Origin of the sequence: Pseudomonas sp. NPDC007930 (assembly GCF_042958985.1) — a bacterium.
Classification (GTDB): domain Bacteria; phylum Pseudomonadota; class Gammaproteobacteria; order Pseudomonadales; family Pseudomonadaceae; genus Aquipseudomonas.
Map to the genome: position 1 here is coordinate 173,018 of NZ_JBIBKC010000009.1, position 15,971 is coordinate 188,988.

At 66.2% G+C, this 15,971-nt stretch carries 17 protein-coding genes; 8 read left to right on the plus strand and 9 right to left on the minus strand.

The annotated features are described in order from the left end of the window. Nucleotides 1–14: 14 nt before the first annotated feature. The 4 genes from iolB to ACFZCE_RS19040 all read left to right on the plus strand — a co-directional run bounded on the left by iolB (nt 15) and on the right by ACFZCE_RS19040 (nt 3,743). Nucleotides 15–845 (plus strand): 5-deoxy-glucuronate isomerase, encoded by an 831-nt coding sequence (gene iolB, locus ACFZCE_RS19025; RefSeq protein ID WP_390941821.1) that lies wholly within the window; start codon nt 15–17, stop codon nt 843–845. Nucleotides 846–861: 16 nt separating this feature from the next. Then, nucleotides 862–2,799 (plus strand): 3D-(3,5/4)-trihydroxycyclohexane-1,2-dione acylhydrolase (decyclizing), encoded by a 1,938-nt coding sequence (iolD, locus tag ACFZCE_RS19030; RefSeq protein WP_390941823.1) that lies wholly within the window; start codon nt 862–864, stop codon nt 2,797–2,799. Nucleotides 2,800–2,966: 167 nt separating this feature from the next. Next, a complete protein-coding gene (locus ACFZCE_RS19035) occupies nt 2,967–3,371 on the plus strand; it encodes a TraR/DksA C4-type zinc finger protein (protein WP_390941825.1) in 405 nt (134 codons plus the stop codon). Nucleotides 3,372–3,545: 174 nt separating this feature from the next. Next, on the plus strand, nt 3,546–3,743 hold the full coding sequence (locus ACFZCE_RS19040) for a hypothetical protein (RefSeq protein WP_390941827.1): 198 nt from the start codon (nt 3,546–3,548) through the stop codon (nt 3,741–3,743). Here the strand turns inward: ACFZCE_RS19040 and ACFZCE_RS19045 are convergent. Further along, on the minus strand, nt 3,729–3,989 hold the full coding sequence (locus ACFZCE_RS19045) for a DUF2789 family protein (RefSeq protein WP_390941829.1): 261 nt from the start codon (nt 3,987–3,989) through the stop codon (nt 3,729–3,731). The two genes, ACFZCE_RS19040 and ACFZCE_RS19045, sit on opposite strands and share 15 nt — an antisense overlap. 250 nt (nt 3,990–4,239) lie before the next feature. Between ACFZCE_RS19045 and ACFZCE_RS19050 the strand changes: the two genes are divergently transcribed. Further along, a complete protein-coding gene (locus ACFZCE_RS19050) occupies nt 4,240–4,707 on the plus strand; it encodes a hypothetical protein (RefSeq protein WP_390941863.1) in 468 nt (155 codons plus the stop codon). A gap of 86 nt (nt 4,708–4,793) precedes the next feature. After that, a complete protein-coding gene (locus ACFZCE_RS19055; protein ID WP_390941831.1) occupies nt 4,794–5,798 on the plus strand; it encodes a glycine betaine ABC transporter substrate-binding protein in 1,005 nt (334 codons plus the stop codon). Here ACFZCE_RS19055 and ACFZCE_RS19060 read toward each other — a convergent pair. From ACFZCE_RS19060 to ACFZCE_RS19085, 6 genes are read right to left on the minus strand one after another with little or no spacing between them, the layout of a single operon-like run. After that, the gene (locus ACFZCE_RS19060; protein ID WP_390941833.1) at nt 5,782–6,105 is read right to left on the minus strand and encodes a Na+/H+ antiporter subunit G; all 324 of its coding nucleotides are present in this window, start codon (nt 6,103–6,105) and stop codon (nt 5,782–5,784) included. The genes ACFZCE_RS19055 and ACFZCE_RS19060 overlap by 17 nt on opposite strands. Further along, a complete protein-coding gene (locus ACFZCE_RS19065) occupies nt 6,102–6,380 on the minus strand; it encodes a K+/H+ antiporter subunit F (RefSeq protein WP_390941835.1) in 279 nt (92 codons plus the stop codon). The genes ACFZCE_RS19060 and ACFZCE_RS19065 overlap by 4 nt, the downstream gene beginning before the upstream one ends. Then, on the minus strand, nt 6,377–6,859 hold the full coding sequence (locus ACFZCE_RS19070) for a Na+/H+ antiporter subunit E (RefSeq protein WP_390941865.1): 483 nt from the start codon (nt 6,857–6,859) through the stop codon (nt 6,377–6,379). The genes ACFZCE_RS19065 and ACFZCE_RS19070 overlap by 4 nt, the downstream gene beginning before the upstream one ends. Next, nucleotides 6,859–8,499 carry a monovalent cation/H+ antiporter subunit D gene (locus tag ACFZCE_RS19075; protein ID WP_390941837.1) on the minus strand — a complete coding sequence of 547 codons (1,641 nt, stop codon included), beginning with the start codon at nt 8,497–8,499 and terminating at the stop codon, nt 6,859–6,861. Before ACFZCE_RS19075 ends, ACFZCE_RS19070 begins: the two co-directional genes overlap by 1 nt. Beyond that, nucleotides 8,496–8,840 (minus strand): Na+/H+ antiporter subunit C, encoded by a 345-nt coding sequence (locus tag ACFZCE_RS19080; protein WP_390941839.1) that lies wholly within the window; start codon nt 8,838–8,840, stop codon nt 8,496–8,498. The genes ACFZCE_RS19075 and ACFZCE_RS19080 overlap by 4 nt, the downstream gene beginning before the upstream one ends. Next, the gene (locus tag ACFZCE_RS19085; RefSeq protein ID WP_390941841.1) at nt 8,840–11,752 is read right to left on the minus strand and encodes a monovalent cation/H+ antiporter subunit A; all 2,913 of its coding nucleotides are present in this window, start codon (nt 11,750–11,752) and stop codon (nt 8,840–8,842) included. The genes ACFZCE_RS19080 and ACFZCE_RS19085 overlap by 1 nt, the downstream gene beginning before the upstream one ends. Nucleotides 11,753–12,017: 265 nt before the next feature. Here ACFZCE_RS19085 and ACFZCE_RS19090 point away from each other — a divergent pair, with 265 nt between their 5' ends. Next, nucleotides 12,018–12,266, plus strand: a complete 249-nt coding sequence (locus ACFZCE_RS19090) for a hypothetical protein (protein WP_390941843.1) — start codon at nt 12,018–12,020, stop codon at nt 12,264–12,266. Between the two features lie 90 nt (nt 12,267–12,356). Next, on the plus strand, nt 12,357–14,150 hold the full coding sequence (locus ACFZCE_RS19095) for a M24 family metallopeptidase (RefSeq protein WP_390941845.1): 1,794 nt from the start codon (nt 12,357–12,359) through the stop codon (nt 14,148–14,150). A gap of 32 nt (nt 14,151–14,182) precedes the next feature. On the opposite strand, the gene ACFZCE_RS19100 is transcribed toward ACFZCE_RS19095, so the two are convergent. Continuing rightward, complete coding sequence (locus ACFZCE_RS19100) at nt 14,183–14,464, minus strand: hypothetical protein (RefSeq protein ID WP_390941847.1); 282 nt, start codon at nt 14,462–14,464, stop codon at nt 14,183–14,185. Nucleotides 14,465–14,603: 139 nt separating this feature from the next. Further along, a complete protein-coding gene (gene rhtA, locus ACFZCE_RS19105) occupies nt 14,604–15,491 on the minus strand; it encodes a threonine/homoserine exporter RhtA (RefSeq protein WP_390941849.1) in 888 nt (295 codons plus the stop codon). Nucleotides 15,492–15,971 lie beyond the last annotated feature (480 nt).

The window sequence follows — 15,971 nt, forward strand, 5'->3', positions numbered from 1 at the left end:
AACGGAGACTCAACATGAACCTATTGGTCAAAGGCCAGGCCGCGCCTGGGCAAACCGTCGCGCTGGCTGAAGGCGCGCTCGACTACGTGGGCTTCAGCGCCCATCGGCTGGAGGCTGGGCAGGTGCTGCCGGTGGCCGCTGGCGATCATGAACTGTGCCTGGTGCTGCTCAGCGGCCATGCCGATGTGGCCGGCGAGGCGCCGGGCAGCGGCGGCTTCGCCTGGCCAGGGCTGGGAGAGCGGCAGTCGGTGTTCGAAGACACCTCGCCCTTCGCGGTGTACCTGCCGGCCGGCAGCCAGGCACGGGTCAGCGCCACCAGCGCGCTGCACCTGGCGGTGTGCCGGGCGCCGGGGGCCGCCGGCGGCGAACTGGGCCCGCGGCTGATCAGCCCCGGGGCCATGAAACGCAGCGTGCGCGGCCAGGGCAGCAACACCCGCTATGTGTGCGACATCCTCCCGGACACCGCGCCGGCCCATTCGCTGCTGGTGGTCGAGGTGCGCACGCCGGCCGGGCACAGCTCGAGCTACCCGCCGCACAAGCACGACCGCGACCGCCTGCCGGACGAGAGCTTTCTCGAGGAAACCTACTACCACCAGGTCGACCCGCCACAGGGCTTCGTGTTCCAGCGGGTGTACACCGACGAGCGCGACATCGATCAAGCGATGGCGGTGGAGAACAACGACCTGGTGGTGGTGCCGCGCGGCTATCACCCGGTCTGCGTGCCCCACGGCTACCAGTCGTATTACCTCAACGTGATGGCCGGGCCCAAGCGGGTGTGGCAGTTCCACAACGACCCGGCCCATGCCTGGATGCTCAACGCGCCCAGCGCCACCGTGGCCAAATGAGCAGGGAACGAGGCTGATGAAAACCATCCGATTGACCATGGCCCAGGCCCTGGTGCGCTTTCTCGATAACCAGTACATCGACGTTGACGGCGTGCAGAGCAAGTTCGTCGAAGGTGTGTTCACCATTTTCGGCCACGGCAACGTGCTTGGGCTGGGCCAGGCGCTGGAGCAAAACCCTGGCGAACTACTGGTGCACCAGGGCCGCAGCGAGCAGGGCATGGCCCACGCCGCCATCGGCTTCGCCAAGCAGCGCCTGCGCCGCGCGGTGTACGCCTGCACCTCCTCGGTGGGGCCGGGGGCGGCGAACATGCTCACCGCTGCGGCCACCGCCACCGCCAACCGTATCCCACTGCTGCTGTTGCCTGGAGATGTGTATGCCTGCCGCCAGCCTGACCCAGTGTTGCAACAGATCGAGCAGTTCCATGACCTGAGCCTGTCGACCAACGACGCCTTCCGCCCGTTGTGCAAGTACTGGGACCGCATCCTGCGCCCGGAGCAGTTGATGAGCGCCGCGCTGCAGGCCATGCGCGTGCTGGTCGACCCGGCCGAAACGGGCGCGGTGTGCCTGGCGCTGCCGCAGGATGTACAAGCCGAGGCCTATGATTACCCCGAGAGCTTCCTCGCCCGCCGCGTACACCGGCTGGAACGGCGCCCGCCCAGCGAGGCGGCGCTGGCCGAGGCGCTGGCGCGTTTCGCCGGCAAGCGCCAGCCGTTGATCATCTGCGGCGGCGGCGCCAAGTACAGCGGTGCTGGCGCGCAGTTGCAGGCGCTGGCCGAACGCTTCGGCATCCCCTTCGCGGAAACCCAGGCCGGCAAGGGCACCTTGCTCTCCAGCCACCCGCTCAACCTCGGTGGCATTGGCGAAACCGGCAGCCTGGCGGCCAACCGCCTGGCCAAGCAGGCCGACCTGGTGATTGGCGTGGGCACCCGCTACAGCGATTTCACCACCGGCTCGAAATGGCTGTTCCAGGGCGAGGGGGTGGAGTTCGTCAACCTCAACGTGAACCCTGGCGACGCGCTCAAGCTCGACGCCACCCAGTTGCTCGCCGACGCCCGCCTGGGCCTGGCGCAGTTGGCCGACGGCCTGGCCGCCCAAGGCTACCGCGGGCAATGGGGCGAGCAGGTGAACCAGGCGCGCGCCGACCTCGCCGCCGAGGTGGCGCGGGTCTACGCCGTGCAGTACCAGGCCGCGGACTTTGCCCCCGAGGTGCAAGACGCCCTCGGCCCGGAGGTGCTCGGCGAGTTCATCGAGTTGACCGGCTCGTGCCTGACCCAGAGCGCGGTACTGGGGGTGCTCAACCGGCAGCTGCCGGAGCACGCGGTGATCGTCGCCGCCGCCGGCAGCCTGCCGGGCGACCTGCAACGGGTGTGGCAAACCCGCGCGGAAGGCGGCTATCACCTGGAGTACGGCTACTCCTGCATGGGCTACGAGATCAACGCCGCGCTCGGGGTCAAGCTTGCCGAGCCGCAGCGCGAGGTGTACGCGCTGGTGGGCGATGGCTCGTACATGATGCTCCACTCCGAACTGGCCACCGCGGTGCAGGAGCGGCGCAAGATCAACGTGGTGCTGTTCGACAACATGGCGTTCGGCTGCATCAATAACCTGCAGATGGGCCATGGCATGGGCAGTTTCGGGACCGAGTTCCGCTACCGCGACGCGGCCAGCGGGCGCCTCGATGGGCCGCTGGTGCCGGTGGACTTCGCCATGAGCGCGGCGGCCTACGGCTGCAAGACCTACCGGGTGACCACACTGCCGGCGCTGGAAGCCGCGCTGGCCGACGCCGCCCGGCAAACCCTGCCGACCTTGATCGACATCAAGGTATTGCCCAAGACCATGGTGCACGGCTACGGCAGCTTCTGGCGCGTGGGCGTGGCCCAGGTACCGGGCAGCGAGCAGGGCGAGCAGGCGCTGCAACGGGTCGAGGCGGCGCTGCGCAACGCGCGCCCCTATTGAGGTGGCGCCCCCCCGCCCGCCGCTGGCGGGGGGCCAATGGTCAAATCCCTGCGTTTATCTATTGCCGGGTGCTTCACGCGCCCTTAGACTGCCGCCCCTCATGAGCGACGTGGCGGCTGCCGTTGGCAGGCGGCCAGGTCTGAACGCAGGTTTTAATCGAGATACCCATGACGAAGGAACAGCTGCTGGCCATGCCGGCCGACAACTACATGAATGCCGATCAACTGGCCTATTTCCAGGCGTTGATCCAGGCCATGAAGGTCGAGACCCAGGAGCGCATCGAGCAGAGCCGTGCGGCAATCGAAAGCCTGGACTCGCCGGCCGACCCGGCCGACGTCGCCTCGGTGGAAGAAGAGCGCCACTGGCTGGTCAACGCCATCGAACGCGACCAGCGCCTGCTGCCGCAACTCGAGCAGGCCCTGGGCCGCATCCATGAAGAGTCGTTTGGCTGGTGCGACGACAGCGGCGAGGCCATCGGCCTGAAGCGCCTGCTGATCAGCCCGATCACCAAATACTGCATCGAAGCCCAGGAACGCCACGAGCAACTCGACCGCCACCAGCGCCAGGTGTAAGCGGCGGCGGGTGACCGCCTGGCGGGCGCGGCGTGGGCGCCTGCAAAAAAATTTGATAGCGCTGAAATAATCGTGAAATACTGGCCTTGTAGTGGCATTGGCTCGGCAGCTGTAACTGCATACATGGACGCCACCGTTTTTTGACCCCGTTGTGTCAATTGTCTGGAGTCGTCCATGGGTTCTCGAGTGGATATTGCCGCGTTGGTCGGCAGTGCTGTCCCTGCTCACTTGCGCCGCGAAGGCGTACTGATGTGCTGGCGTGTGCTGGTCGATGGCGAGGCCGCGCAAGGCACCTTCACCAACCGCGCCGATGCCGAGGCCTGCCAGCGGGGCTGGCAGGTTCGCCTGGGGCAGGGGTTAACGCTGGGCTGAGTGCGCCGCGCTGGCATTGGCATGCAGGCGCACGTTGAGTTCATCGACCCACAGGGCGTCTGGCCCATCGGCGGCGATCGCCTCCTTGAGCAATTGTTTCTGCGCGTCTTTCCAGAAACTGGCCTCCGAGACCTTCACCGCGTCTGGCAACTGGTGCTCATCGATAAACGTATCGATACTTTTAGCGCTATTGTCCAGCCCCAATTGCTGGAATAAAGTACTCAAGTCGTGGGTTTCAGTTTCCATGGTGGCTCCTTGGTATCAGGTCTGGGTACCCGGTTGTCGTCCCAACCGGCATTGAGCTTTGAAGCCAGCGGTGCCCAAGAGTTTCTTCCACCTGCCGGGTGCGCCGGGCAGGCGCCGTGCCTTGCCTGAAGAGTGGGCCGCGGCATCTCCATACCGTTTATCCCTTGCCGGCGCCGCGCGCCATCCAGTGGGGGCTTGTTGCCGGGCCGGGTTCAGCGGCCGGTGGTTTTCATTCGTCGAGGGTCTGTCATTGGCAGTCAGCAATCTTGAGATGCACGCGCTGTTCGTGCTGGGCGATGTCCGCGCCAAGTTAGTCAAGTTATTTCAATCCCGTTACGTGTATGTGGTCGAACAAACTGCCGAAGGCATTTATATGGCCGAACTCGATACCACCACGGCATTGGTGGTCGATGACAAGCCCCGCCTTGAATTGAAAGTTGGCGACCATTTTCGTGCCGCGGTATTGCCCAGCCGTGAAGGTGGCAAGTTCGAAGTTCGTTTCCGTGATATCAAGGCCACCATTCATGGCTTGGGCGAGTACGCCTATGTCGCCACCGACCTGGGCAATGGCGTGGTGTTCAAAGACGGCCAGGGCATCCTGATGGTGTTCGCCGCCCATGAGGCCCTGCAAGGTGGGCTGGCCAAGCCGCTGAAGGCCGCGGTGGGCAAGGCGGCCAAATGGCGCAAGGGCGAACTGGCGTTCAAGCCCAGCGAATAACAACCCGGGGGGGGAACCGCTGGCGGCCGGCGTGGCCACAAGCTAGGTTCAATTCACCCCCCCCTTGGTTGCTCGCGAGGCTTTGCATGAAAGGATTACCTGCCCTACTGGCCGGGCTTGCCGCCCTTGGCCTGCTGATAGGCGCCGCGCCGGCCAACGCCGCGCCGGTTCGTTTCGCCGACCTGAATTGGGAAAGCGGCAGCCTGATCACTGAAATGCTGCGCCTGGTGGTCGAAAAGGGCTACGGCCAGAGCACCGAGACCCTACCGGGCACCACTGTGACCCTCGAAGCCGCGCTGGCGCGCAACGATATCCAGGTAATTGCCGAGGAATGGGCCGGGCGCAGCCCGGTGTGGAACGACGCCCAAGCCCAGGGCAAGGTCGCCGCCTTGGGCGACACGGTCAAGGGCGCAACCGAAGGCTGGTGGGTGCCGGAGTACGTGATCAAGGGCGACCCGGCGCGCAATCTGGCGGCCAAGGCTCCGAACCTGCGCAGCGTCGAAGACCTCAAGCAGTACGCCCAGGTGTTCCGCGACCCGGAAGACCCCAGCAAAGGGCGCTTTCTCAACAGCCCCGCCGGCTGGACCAGCGAAGTGGTAAATGGGCAGAAGCTCAAGGCTTATGGGCTGGCCGATACCTACACGAACTTTCGCACCGGCTCCGGCGCGGCCCTCGATGCCGAAATCAGCTCGGCGATCCGCCGCGGCCAGCCGGTGCTGTTCTATTACTGGTCGCCCACGCCGCTGATCGGCAAATACAAGCTGGTGCAGTTGCAGGAGCCGCCGTTCAACGCCGAGGCCTGGAAAACCCTCACCAATGCCAATGAGGCCAACCCCCAGCCAACCCGTTCGCTGCCGTCGAAGCTGTCGATTGGCGTGTCTGCGCCGTTCCAGCAGCAGTACCCGGAGATCGCCGCGTTCTTCGCCAAGGTCGACATCCCGCTGCAGCCGCTGAACGAGGCACTGGCGCAGATGAGTGACAACCATGAGGCCCCACGCGCGGTGGCGCAGCGGCTGCTGAAGGCCAACCCGCAATGGCTGCAGGCCTGGTTGCCGGCGCCGGTGGCGCAGAAGGTCAGCGCGGCGCTTTGACCGGCGCTGGCCCGCGCTGGCGAAACAACGCGGTGCGGGCCAGCAGCAGGGTGGTCACCGGCGCGGTGATCGCCAGCAGCACCGGCACCAAGCCGCCCTGCAATTGCGGCACCCCCGCCTCGGCGCTGAAGAACACCACGCTGGCCGCGGCCGCGCACCAGGTCCCCAGGGTGCTGCCCAGGGCCGGCGCGTGCATGCGCTGAAAAAAATCCTTGAAGCGCAGCAAACCGACGGCCCCGGCCAGGGCAAAAAAGCCGCTGAGCAGCACCAGCGCGGCAACCAGCCATTGCACCCAGGCGGCGATCATTCGATCACCTCCCCGCGCAACAGGAAGCGCGCCAGCGCGAACGAGGCCACGAAGCCGAACAGGGCGATCAGCAACGCGGCCTCGAAATAGGTGCTGCTGCGGTAGCGGATGCCCAGCAGCAACATGGTCAGCATGCCCAGCAGGTAGAGGTAATCCAGGGCCAATACCCGATCTTGGGCACTGGGGCCCTTGAACAGGCGGGCCAGGGTCAGCAGCATGGCCAGGGCGAGCAGCCCCAGGCTGATCAGCAGGGCGGTGGCGAGAAAGTCGCTCATGGGAACATCTCCAGCAGCGGCTGTTCGTAGGTAGCCTTGAAGCTGGCGATGAAGGCCGCTTCGTCGTTCAGCTCAAGCACGTGCATCAGCAGTTCGCTGCGGTCGGCCGACAGTTGCGCCCACACGGTGCCGGGTACCAGCGAGCAGAGAGTGGCCAGAGCGGCGAGGGCGTTGGGGTCGCGCAGGGCCAGCGGGATGCGCACAAACGCACTGCGCGGCGGGCGGCGGCGGGCCACCGAAGCAAGCACCTGCAGGTTCGAGCGCAGCACCTCGAACGGCAACCGCAGCAGCAGGCCAAGGGCCTTGCCCGGCCGCGCCAGCCGAGCGTGGGCCGGGCGCAGCGGGGCCATCAGCCGTGGCGCGGCCCACGCCAGCAGGGCGCCAAGCAGCAGGTGGCCCAGGCTCAGCGAGGCATTGAGCAGCAGCCACAACGCCCACAGCGCCAGTGACAGCCAGGGGGCGGGGAACCAGCGGGTGATCATGGCGCCTCCTGGGCATTGGCCTGCGGGTTGGGCAGTGGCTGGCGCGCCATCACCGCGCCGATGTATTGCGCCGGCGTGGCGAGGGCGCTGGCGGTGGCGCTGGTGTAGCGCAGCAGGGCCTCGCCGCGTAGGGTCAGCGCCAGGCACAGGCCGAACAGCACCAGCAGGGCGCCGCACTCCAGCGGGCGAATGGCCGGCGAGGCGCGTTCCACCGGCGCCCACAGGCGCAGAATCGCCACCCGCGCCAAGCCGGCCAGTGAGGCGATGCCGGCCACCACCAGCAGGCCGATATACACCCAACTGGCCAGCGCTGGCACGCTGCCCTGGGCGCCCAGCGCGGCGCTGATCAGGTTGAGCTTGGCCAGAAAGCCCGACAGCGGCGGCATGCCGATCACCCACAACGCGGAGAAGATCAGCCCCATGCCGAGAAAGGCCATTGTCCAGGGGATCACCCGGCCCACCAGCGCCTGTTGCTCATCGTCGAGGTTGACCCCCGGCGGCGGGTGCAGGGCCTGCAGGGTGCCGGGCAGGGTGTCGACGTCGTCTTCCATGGGCAGTTCGTTGGCCGAGCGCGAACGCTCGACCAGCTCGGCGAGCAGGAACAGCGCGCCCAGGGCCAGGGTGGAGCTGACCAGGTAGAACAGCGCCGCCGCCACCAGCGCCTCGCTGCCCAGGCCCAGGCTGGCCAGCAGAGTGCCGGCCGACACCAGAATGTTCAGGCTGGCGATGCGCTCGAGGCGCCGCGCGGCGAACAGCCCGAGGGTAGCGCAGGCCAGCGTGGCCAGGCCGCCCACCAGCAGCCATTGCTGGCCAAAGTGCGCCGAAACGCCGGCGTCTCCGGGGAACACCAGCAGCCATAGGCGCAGTACGGTATAGAAGCCGACCTTGGTCAGCACCGCGAACAGCGCCGCCACCGGCGCGCTGGCGGCGGAATAGGCGGGCACCAGCCAGGCATTGAGCGGCCACATGCCGGCCTTGGCCAAAAAGGCGATCGCCAGGATGGCCGCGCCTGCGTGCAGCAGGCCCCGGTCACTGGCGGCGACATCCGGGACCTTCAGGGCGATATCGGCCAGGTTCAGGGTGCCGGTGACGCCGTAGATCATCGCCGCGCCCACCAGAAACAGCGACGAGGCCACCAGGTTGATCGCCAGGTAATGCAGGCCCGAGAGCACCCGGGTGCGCCCCGAGCCGTGCAGCAGCAGGCCGTAGGAAGCCGCCAGCATCACCTCGAAGAACACGAACAGGTTGAACAGGTCGCCGGTCAGGAACGCGCCGTACAACCCCATCAGTTGCAGTTGGAACAGCACATGGAAGTGCGCGCCGGCGCGGTCCCAACGCGCCATGGCGAACAGCAGGGCGGCGCAGGCCAGCACCGCCACCAGCATGACCATCAACGCGCTGAGGCGGTCGAGCACCAGCACGATGCCGAACGGCGCCGCCCAGTTGCCGGCCAGGTATACCTGGGTGTGCCCCTGGGCCGCTTGCAGCATCAACGCGCCGGCGAGCAGCAACCCGGCCACGCAGCTCGCCAGGTTCAGCCAGCCCTTGGCGGCGCGGTAGCGCTCGGCGGGTATCAGCAGCAGCCCGGCGGTCACCAGGGGCAGCAGGATGATCAGCACCAGGGCGTGTTCACTCACGGTTGCTTCTCCTGCCCATCGACATGGTCGGTGCCGGTCAGCCCGCGGCTGGCCAGCAGCACCACCAGGAACAGCGCGGTCATCGCGAAGCTGATCACGATCGCCGTGAGCACCAGTGCCTGCGGCAGCGGGTCGGTGTAGTGCAGCAGGGTTTGCGGGGTACCTTCGCGGATGATCGGCTCTTTGCCGATGAACAGGCTGCCCATGCTGAAAATGAACAGGTTGACCGCGTACGACAGCAGGCACAGGCCCATGATCACCTGGAAGGTCCGTGGTCGCAGGATCAGCCAGACACCGGAGGCGGCCAGGGCGCCGATGGCGGTGGCGATGATTTCTTCCATCAGGCGGCTCCCTCCGGGGCGACGGCGCGTGGCAGGGTAGAAGGGCGGTGCGCACGCACCGCCTGGTGCGCCAAGGCGGTGAGGATCAACAGGGTCGAGCCGACCACCACGGTGAACACGCCGATGTCGAAGAACAGCGCGCTGGCAATGTGCAGGTCACCCAGCAGCGGCAAGTGCAGGTGCGCCGTGTGGGTGGTAAGGAACGGGTAGCCCACGCCCACCGCGCCCAGGCCGGTGGCGGTGGCGCAGAGCAGCCCGGTAGCAAGCCAGCGCAATGGCCGCAGGGGCATGCGCGCCTCGACCCAATGGGTGCCGGCGACCATGTACTGAAGAATGAACGCCACCGCCACCACCAGCCCGGCGACAAAGCCCCCGCCGGGCTCGTTATGGCCGCGCATGAACAGTGACGCCGCCACCACCAGGGCGATCGGCAGCACCAGCCGCACCAGCACCGCCGGCACCAGCATGGCGCCCTGTGCGGTATCGGCTGCGGTGCGGGCGTGGCTCAGGTCCAGCGCCAGGTCGGCCTCGCCGCGCTGCTGCTGTGGCGGCAATTGCATGGACTCGCGCGCCGGGCGAAAGCGCCGCAGCAGGGCGAACACGGTCAACGACACCACCGCCAGCACGGTGATTTCCCCCAGGGTGTCGAACCCGCGAAAGTCCACCAGCATCACGTTGACCACATTACTGCCACCACCCTCGGGCAGGGCGCGGCTGAGGTAGAACTCGGAAATCACATTCGGTGTGGGGCGGGTGAGCATGGCGTAGGCCAGCGCCGCCATGCCGCCACCCACCGCGGTGGCCAGGGCCGCGTCGCGCAGGCGCCGGGCGCGGGCACGCAGGGGCCGCTCGCCGTCGCCCAGTTCCAGGCGCCGCGGCAGCCAGCGCAGGCCGAGCAGGATCAGAATGGTAGTGACCACTTCCACCACCAGTTGGGTCAAGGCCAGGTCAGGCGCGGAAAACCAGACAAAGGTGATGCAGGTCATCAGCCCGCACACCCCGACCATGGTCAGCGCCGCCAGCCGGTGGTACTTGGCCTGCCAGGCCGCGCCCAGCGCGCAGGCGATGGCGATCACCCACAGCACCACGAACATCCCGGAGCCGGCAATTTTCGGCCGGCTGCCCCAGCTCAGCCCGTGCTGCAGCAGCGGCCAGGCCGCGGCCACCAGCGCGGCGGCCACCAGCATGAACAACTGGCCCTGCAATGCCCGCGGCGCCAGCCGCCGGTAGGCGTGCAGGGCGCCACGGTTGCAGCGCAGCAACACCTGTTCGAATACCCTCAGGCCATCGAAGCGCCCGGCCAGCGGCGGGCGCTGCAGCTGGCCGCGGCGCATCGGCCCGCGCAGCGCCAGGTAGAGGGCAATGCCAGCGGCCATGGCGATCAGGCTCATCACCAGCGGCGCATTGAAACCATGCCAGATCGCCAGGCTGTACTCGGGCAACTGCCCGCCCACCACCGGCGCGGCGCTGGCGGCGAGGATCGGCCCGACCGACCAGGCCGGGAACACCCCCACCACCAGGCACGCCAGCACCAGCAACTCGACCGGCACGCGCATCCAGCGCGGCGGCTCGTGGGGGCTGTGGGGCAGGTCGTGGGCTGGCGGGCCGAAAAAGACGTCGACGGTGAAGCGCAAGGCATAGGCCACGCTGAAGGTGCCGGCGAGGGTAGCGATGATCGGCAGCGCGGTTTCGACCCAAGGGGTGGCATCGATGAATACGGTTTCGGCGAAGAACATCTCTTTGGAGAGAAAACCGTTCATCAACGGCACACCGGCCATGGCGGCGCTGGCGACCATGGCCAGCGTCGCGGTGAACGGCAGCATCCGCGCCAGGCCACTGAGGCGGCGGATGTCGCGGGTGCCACTCTCGTGGTCGATGATGCCCGCGGCCATGAACAGCGATGCCTTGAAGGTGGCGTGGTTGAGGATATGAAACACCGCCGCCACTGCCGCCAGGTCGCTGTTCAGGCCTAGCAGCAGGGTGATCAGGCCCAGGTGGCTGATGGTCGAATAGGCCAGCAGGCCCTTGAGGTCGTGCTGGAAGATCGCGCACCAGGCGCCCAGTAACAGGGTGCAGGCGCCGGCCCCGGCGACGATCCAGAACCACAGGTCGCTGCCGGCCAGTGCCGGCCACAACCGCGCCAGCAGGAACACCCCGGCCTTGACCATGGTCGCCGAGTGCAGGTACGCCGACACCGGCGTCGGCGCCGCCATGGCCCGTGGCAGCCAGAAGTGGAAGGGAAATTGCGCGCTTTTGCTCAGCGCGCCGAGCAGTACCAGCACCAGCATGGGTGCATACAACGCGTGCTGGCGAATGCGTTCGCCGCTGGCCAGCACGTGCTCCAGCTCATAGCTGCCGGTAATGTGCCCCAGCAGCAACACCCCCGCCAGCAGGCACAAACCACCGCTGCCGGTGACCACCAGTGCCGTGTAGGCGCCACGGCGGGCGTCGCTGCGGTGGTGCCAATAGCCGATCAACAAAAACGAGAACAGGCTGGTGAGCTCCCAGAAGAACACCAGTTGCAGCAGGTTGCCGGCCATCACCACGCCCAGCATGGCGCCCATGAAGGCCAGAAAAAACGAGAAAAACCGCGGCACTGGGTCCTGCGGCGACATGTAGTAGCGCGCGTACAGCGATACCAGCGCGCCCATCCCCAGCACCAGCATGGCGAACAGCCAGGCGAAACCGTCGATGCGCAGGGTAAGGGCCAGGCCCAGCGAGGGCATCCACTGCCAGGTTTCGACCAGCACTTCGCCACGGGCGACCTGGGGGAACCACCAGGCCACCTGCACCACGCCGGCCAAGGCAATGGCGCCGGCCAGCAGCGACTCGGCGTTGCGCGCGTTGTGCGGCAGCACCGCGGCCAGGCAACTGCCGATGAAGGGCAGCAATAGCAGGGCGATCAATGACATGGGCGTTCTGAACAGTCGAAAAGAGAACGATCATACGGTGCGCCAGGGAGTACTGGCGGCTTAAAGCGGCGGTTTTTTATAACAAATTTTGTCATAAAGCAGTCCATTGCCAGGGGGGGCGTGCTTCCAAGCCTATCACCCCTCACGCGCGACTGCCGGTTTGGCCAATGTTCATTATCGAGGGTGTCGATTTCTCGCCGGGCCGCGCGCCCCGTAGCCTGTGTTCATTCCCGATCAACAGGCCCCAGGGGCACAGGAGGTACCCATGAAACGTTCTACGCTCATCACCGTATTGTTGCTGGCCGCTACCCTGGGTGGTTGCGCCGGGCACCCTGAAACGCGCCCATTCAGCAACGAGGAAAACTACCAGCTGTCATTGGAGGCCTTGGCCCGCCAAGGCCTGCCCTTCGATGAATACGTACGCCAGCGCGCGGTGCTGGTGCGCGCCCACGACAGCAACGCCGGCCAGGTTGCCCAGGCCCCGGCAGGCATTACGGTAGGCCGCGACAGCTAAGCGCCGGTGCCCAATGGCCGCGGTCCTTGCTCGGGGGCGGTGGCTGCTCCATGATCGGGGGGTGATCAGCCAGTCCCGTTTGGAGCCTTCATGACTGCTACCCCCATTCCCCAGCGCCTGGCGCGGGTGCGCGAAGCCTTGGCCACTGCGGGTGTCGACGCCCTGCTGGTACCGTCGGCCGACCCGCATTTGTCTGAATACCTGCCTGCCCACTGGCAAGGCCGCCAATGGTTGTCGGGGTTTACCGGCTCGATGGCGACGCTGGTGGTCACCGCCGAGTTCGCTGGCCTGTGGGCCGACAGCCGTTATTGGGAACAGGCTGAAACCGAGCTGGCCGGTACCGGCGTGCAATTGATGAAACTGCAACCCGGGCAGCCCGGGCCATTCGAGTGGCTGGGTGGCCAGGTGCGCGAACAGGGCACCGTGGCCGTCGACGGCGCTGTGCTGGGGTTGGCGCCCGCGCGCGCGTTGCGTGAGCAACTGGCCGGCCGCGGCATCGCCCTGCGCACTTCGGAGGATGTACTGGCCCGCGTGTGGGATGGCCGGGCCGACCTGCCCTCGGCGCCGGTGTACGCCCATGCCGCGCCTTACGCCAGTGAATCCGCCTCGGCCAAGCTGGAGCGAGTGCGCGCCGCCATGGGGGAGAAGGGCGCCAGCGCGCACTTCATTGCCACCCTCGACGACATCGGCTGGCTGTTCAACCTGCGCGGCAGCGACGTGCCGTACAACCCGGTGTTTCTCGCTTTTGCGCTGATCGAGGCGCAACGCGCACGGCTGTTCGTCGCGCCAGGCAAAGTGCCCCAGGCACTGGCCAGCACCTTGGCTGATGAAGGCGTGGAGGTGGTGCCCTATGCGGCGATCGGCGCCGCGCTGGCCGCACTGCCTGACGCCAGCAGCGTATTGATCGACCCGGCCAAGGTCACCCTGGGCTTGCTCGAACACGTGGCGCCAGGGGTGAAGCAGATCGAGGCGGTCAACCCGTCAACACTGTTCAAGGCGCGCAAAAGCGCCGCGGACGCGGTCAATATCCGCCGCGCCATGGAAGAAGACGGCGCGGCCCTGTGCGAATTTTTTGCGTGGTTCGAACAGGCCCAGGGCCGTGAAGCGCTGACCGAAATCAGCGTGGACGAACACCTGACCGCGGCCCGTGCTCGCCGCGAGGGTTATGTGTCTTTGAGTTTCGGCACCATCGCCGCTTTCAATGCCAACGGCGCGATGCCTCATTACCGCGCCCTCGAGGGGGCCTGCGCGCGAATCGAAGGCGATGGGCTGCTGTTGATCGACTCGGGCGGGCAGTACCTGGGGGGCACCACCGACATCACCCGCATGGTGCCGATCGGTACCCCCAGCCTCGAACAACGCGAGGATTGCACGCGGGTACTCAAGGGCATGATCGCCTTGTCTCGGGCGCAGTTCCCCAACGGTATTGCCTCGCCGATGCTGGACGCCATCGCTCGGGCGCCGATCTGGGCCGACGCGGTCAATTACGGTCACGGCACGGGGCATGGCGTGGGCTATTTCATGAACGTCCACGAGGGGCCGCAGGTGATTACCTACCAGGCCAACCCGGCACCGCACACGGCGATGCGGGAGGGCATGATCACCTCCATCGAGCCGGGCACCTATCGCCCCGGCCAATGGGGCGTGCGGATCGAAAACCTGGTACTGGCGCAAGCGGCAGGCAGTTCGCCGTTTGGCGACTTCCTGAAGTTCGAGACGCTCACCTTGTGCCCGATCGACACCCGCTGCCTGCTGCCAGAAGCGCTCACCGCCGAGGAGCGCGGCTGGCTCAACGACTACCACCGCACCGTGCACGCACGGCTGGCCCCGTTATTGGCGGGCGCGGCGCTGCAATGGCTGGAGGCACGCACGGCTGCGCTGTAGTGAACGCGGGCGCCTGTGGCAGGCGCCCGGTGTCAACGGCACATCACGATCATGCTGCGGCTGGTGAAGCCGGCTGGGTTGATGCCGAACAGGAATTCGCTGTTGGCGCCTTCGCTATCCTGGCTGGAGCGCGCGAGAATTTTGTAACCGCCAGGGCAGGCTTCGTCGGCGCTGCTGTAACACTGCTCCCACGAGGAGCTGAGCCCTGAGCAACTGATGTGCAAGCCTTTGCGGCCGTGTTTGATTTCGGTGCGGGTGTGGGCCGCACAGCCGGCGAGTAAGGTGGTCGCAACGAAAAACCAAAGCGCTTTCATGTAAGTCCTTGCATCGTGCCGGATCTGCGCCCGGCTGGGTTCGGCTACTGGCCAGTGGCTAGCTAACACCGTTGTGCCCAGTACCATCGCTGAAAAATCAATGAATTGCCAGCCGGTTGTGCAGGGATTGTGCCTAATGTCAGTCGGCGGCCACGACCGCGGGGCTATCGTTGGCTTGGGTCAACGTCGCGCCAACCGATGCGATGATGATCGCGGCGATCGCCAGCCATTGCCCGGCTGCCAGCCGCTCGTTCAGGAACACCAGCCCCGACAACGCCGCGACGGCCGGCTCCAGGCTCATCAGGGTGCCGAACGTGCGCGCCGGCAAGCGGGTGAGGGCGACCATCTCCAGGCTATAGGGGAGGGCGGTGGACAATACCGCAACGCCCAATGCCGTGGGCAGCAGTGCCCAGGAGAACAGCGCGCTACCCGCATGGGCCACGCCAAACGGGGTAATCGCCAGGGCGGCGAACAGCACGCCGAGGCTGGCCATTTGCACGCCGTGGCCCTGGCCGGCTTTTTGCCCGTAAAGAATGTACAACGCCCAACACACGCCGGCCCCCAGCGCATAAGCCGCGCCGGTAGGGTCCACGCCGTGGCCGGCGCCACCGAGTGGGATCAACAGCCACAGGCCGAGCACCGCCAGCGCGATCCAGACGAAATCCAGCCGTTTGCGCGACGCCAGGATCGCCACCGCCAGTGGCCCGGTGAACTCCAGCGCCACGGCCACGCCGAGTGGCACGCTGCGCACAGCCATATAGAAGAGGAAGTTCATGCCGCCCAAGGCCACGCCATACAGCACCGCATGTTTGAGGCCGGTACGGCTGAGGCGCAGGGTCCAGGGCCGCAGCACCAGCAGCATCATCACGGCCGCCAGCAGCAGGCGCAGTGTGGTCGCGCCTTGAGCGCCCACGGCGGGGAACAGGGTTTTGGCCAACGACGCGCCGGATTGGATACTGACCATGGCGAAAATCAGCAAGGCGATGGGTACTAGGAGGGCGCGGGGAGAGTGAATTGGGCTTGGCATGGGGCAGCTTAGGCAGGAAAAAAGGCGCCCATGATGGGCTAAATCCAGCACGGCCGTAAACGAGGGCGGTTTTTGCAATTAGGGGTTGACGGCGGTTTTTATCTCCCTATAATGCGCACCTCTTTCAGCGACAACGGAATGCGAAACTCCTTGGTAAACAATGGGTTAGTGTTTTAAAGCGCTGAAAGTGGCTTCAGTATCGGTTCGCCGATAGTCGGATTGAAACGGTGAAAAAGGTGGTTGACAGCAGGTTGTAACGCTGTAGAATTCGCCTCCCGCTTCAAGAGGTTCGCTCTTAATAAGAGGCTGGGGCGTCAAGTGTTTGAAGTTAAACGGATTCTTCGAAAAACTTCTGAAAATAAACGCTTGACACGAAATGAGGAGGGCGTAGAATGCGCGCCTCGGTTGAGACGAAAGAATCAACCAACCGCTCTTTAACAACTGAATCAAGCAATTCGTGTGGGTGCTTGTGAGTTGGAC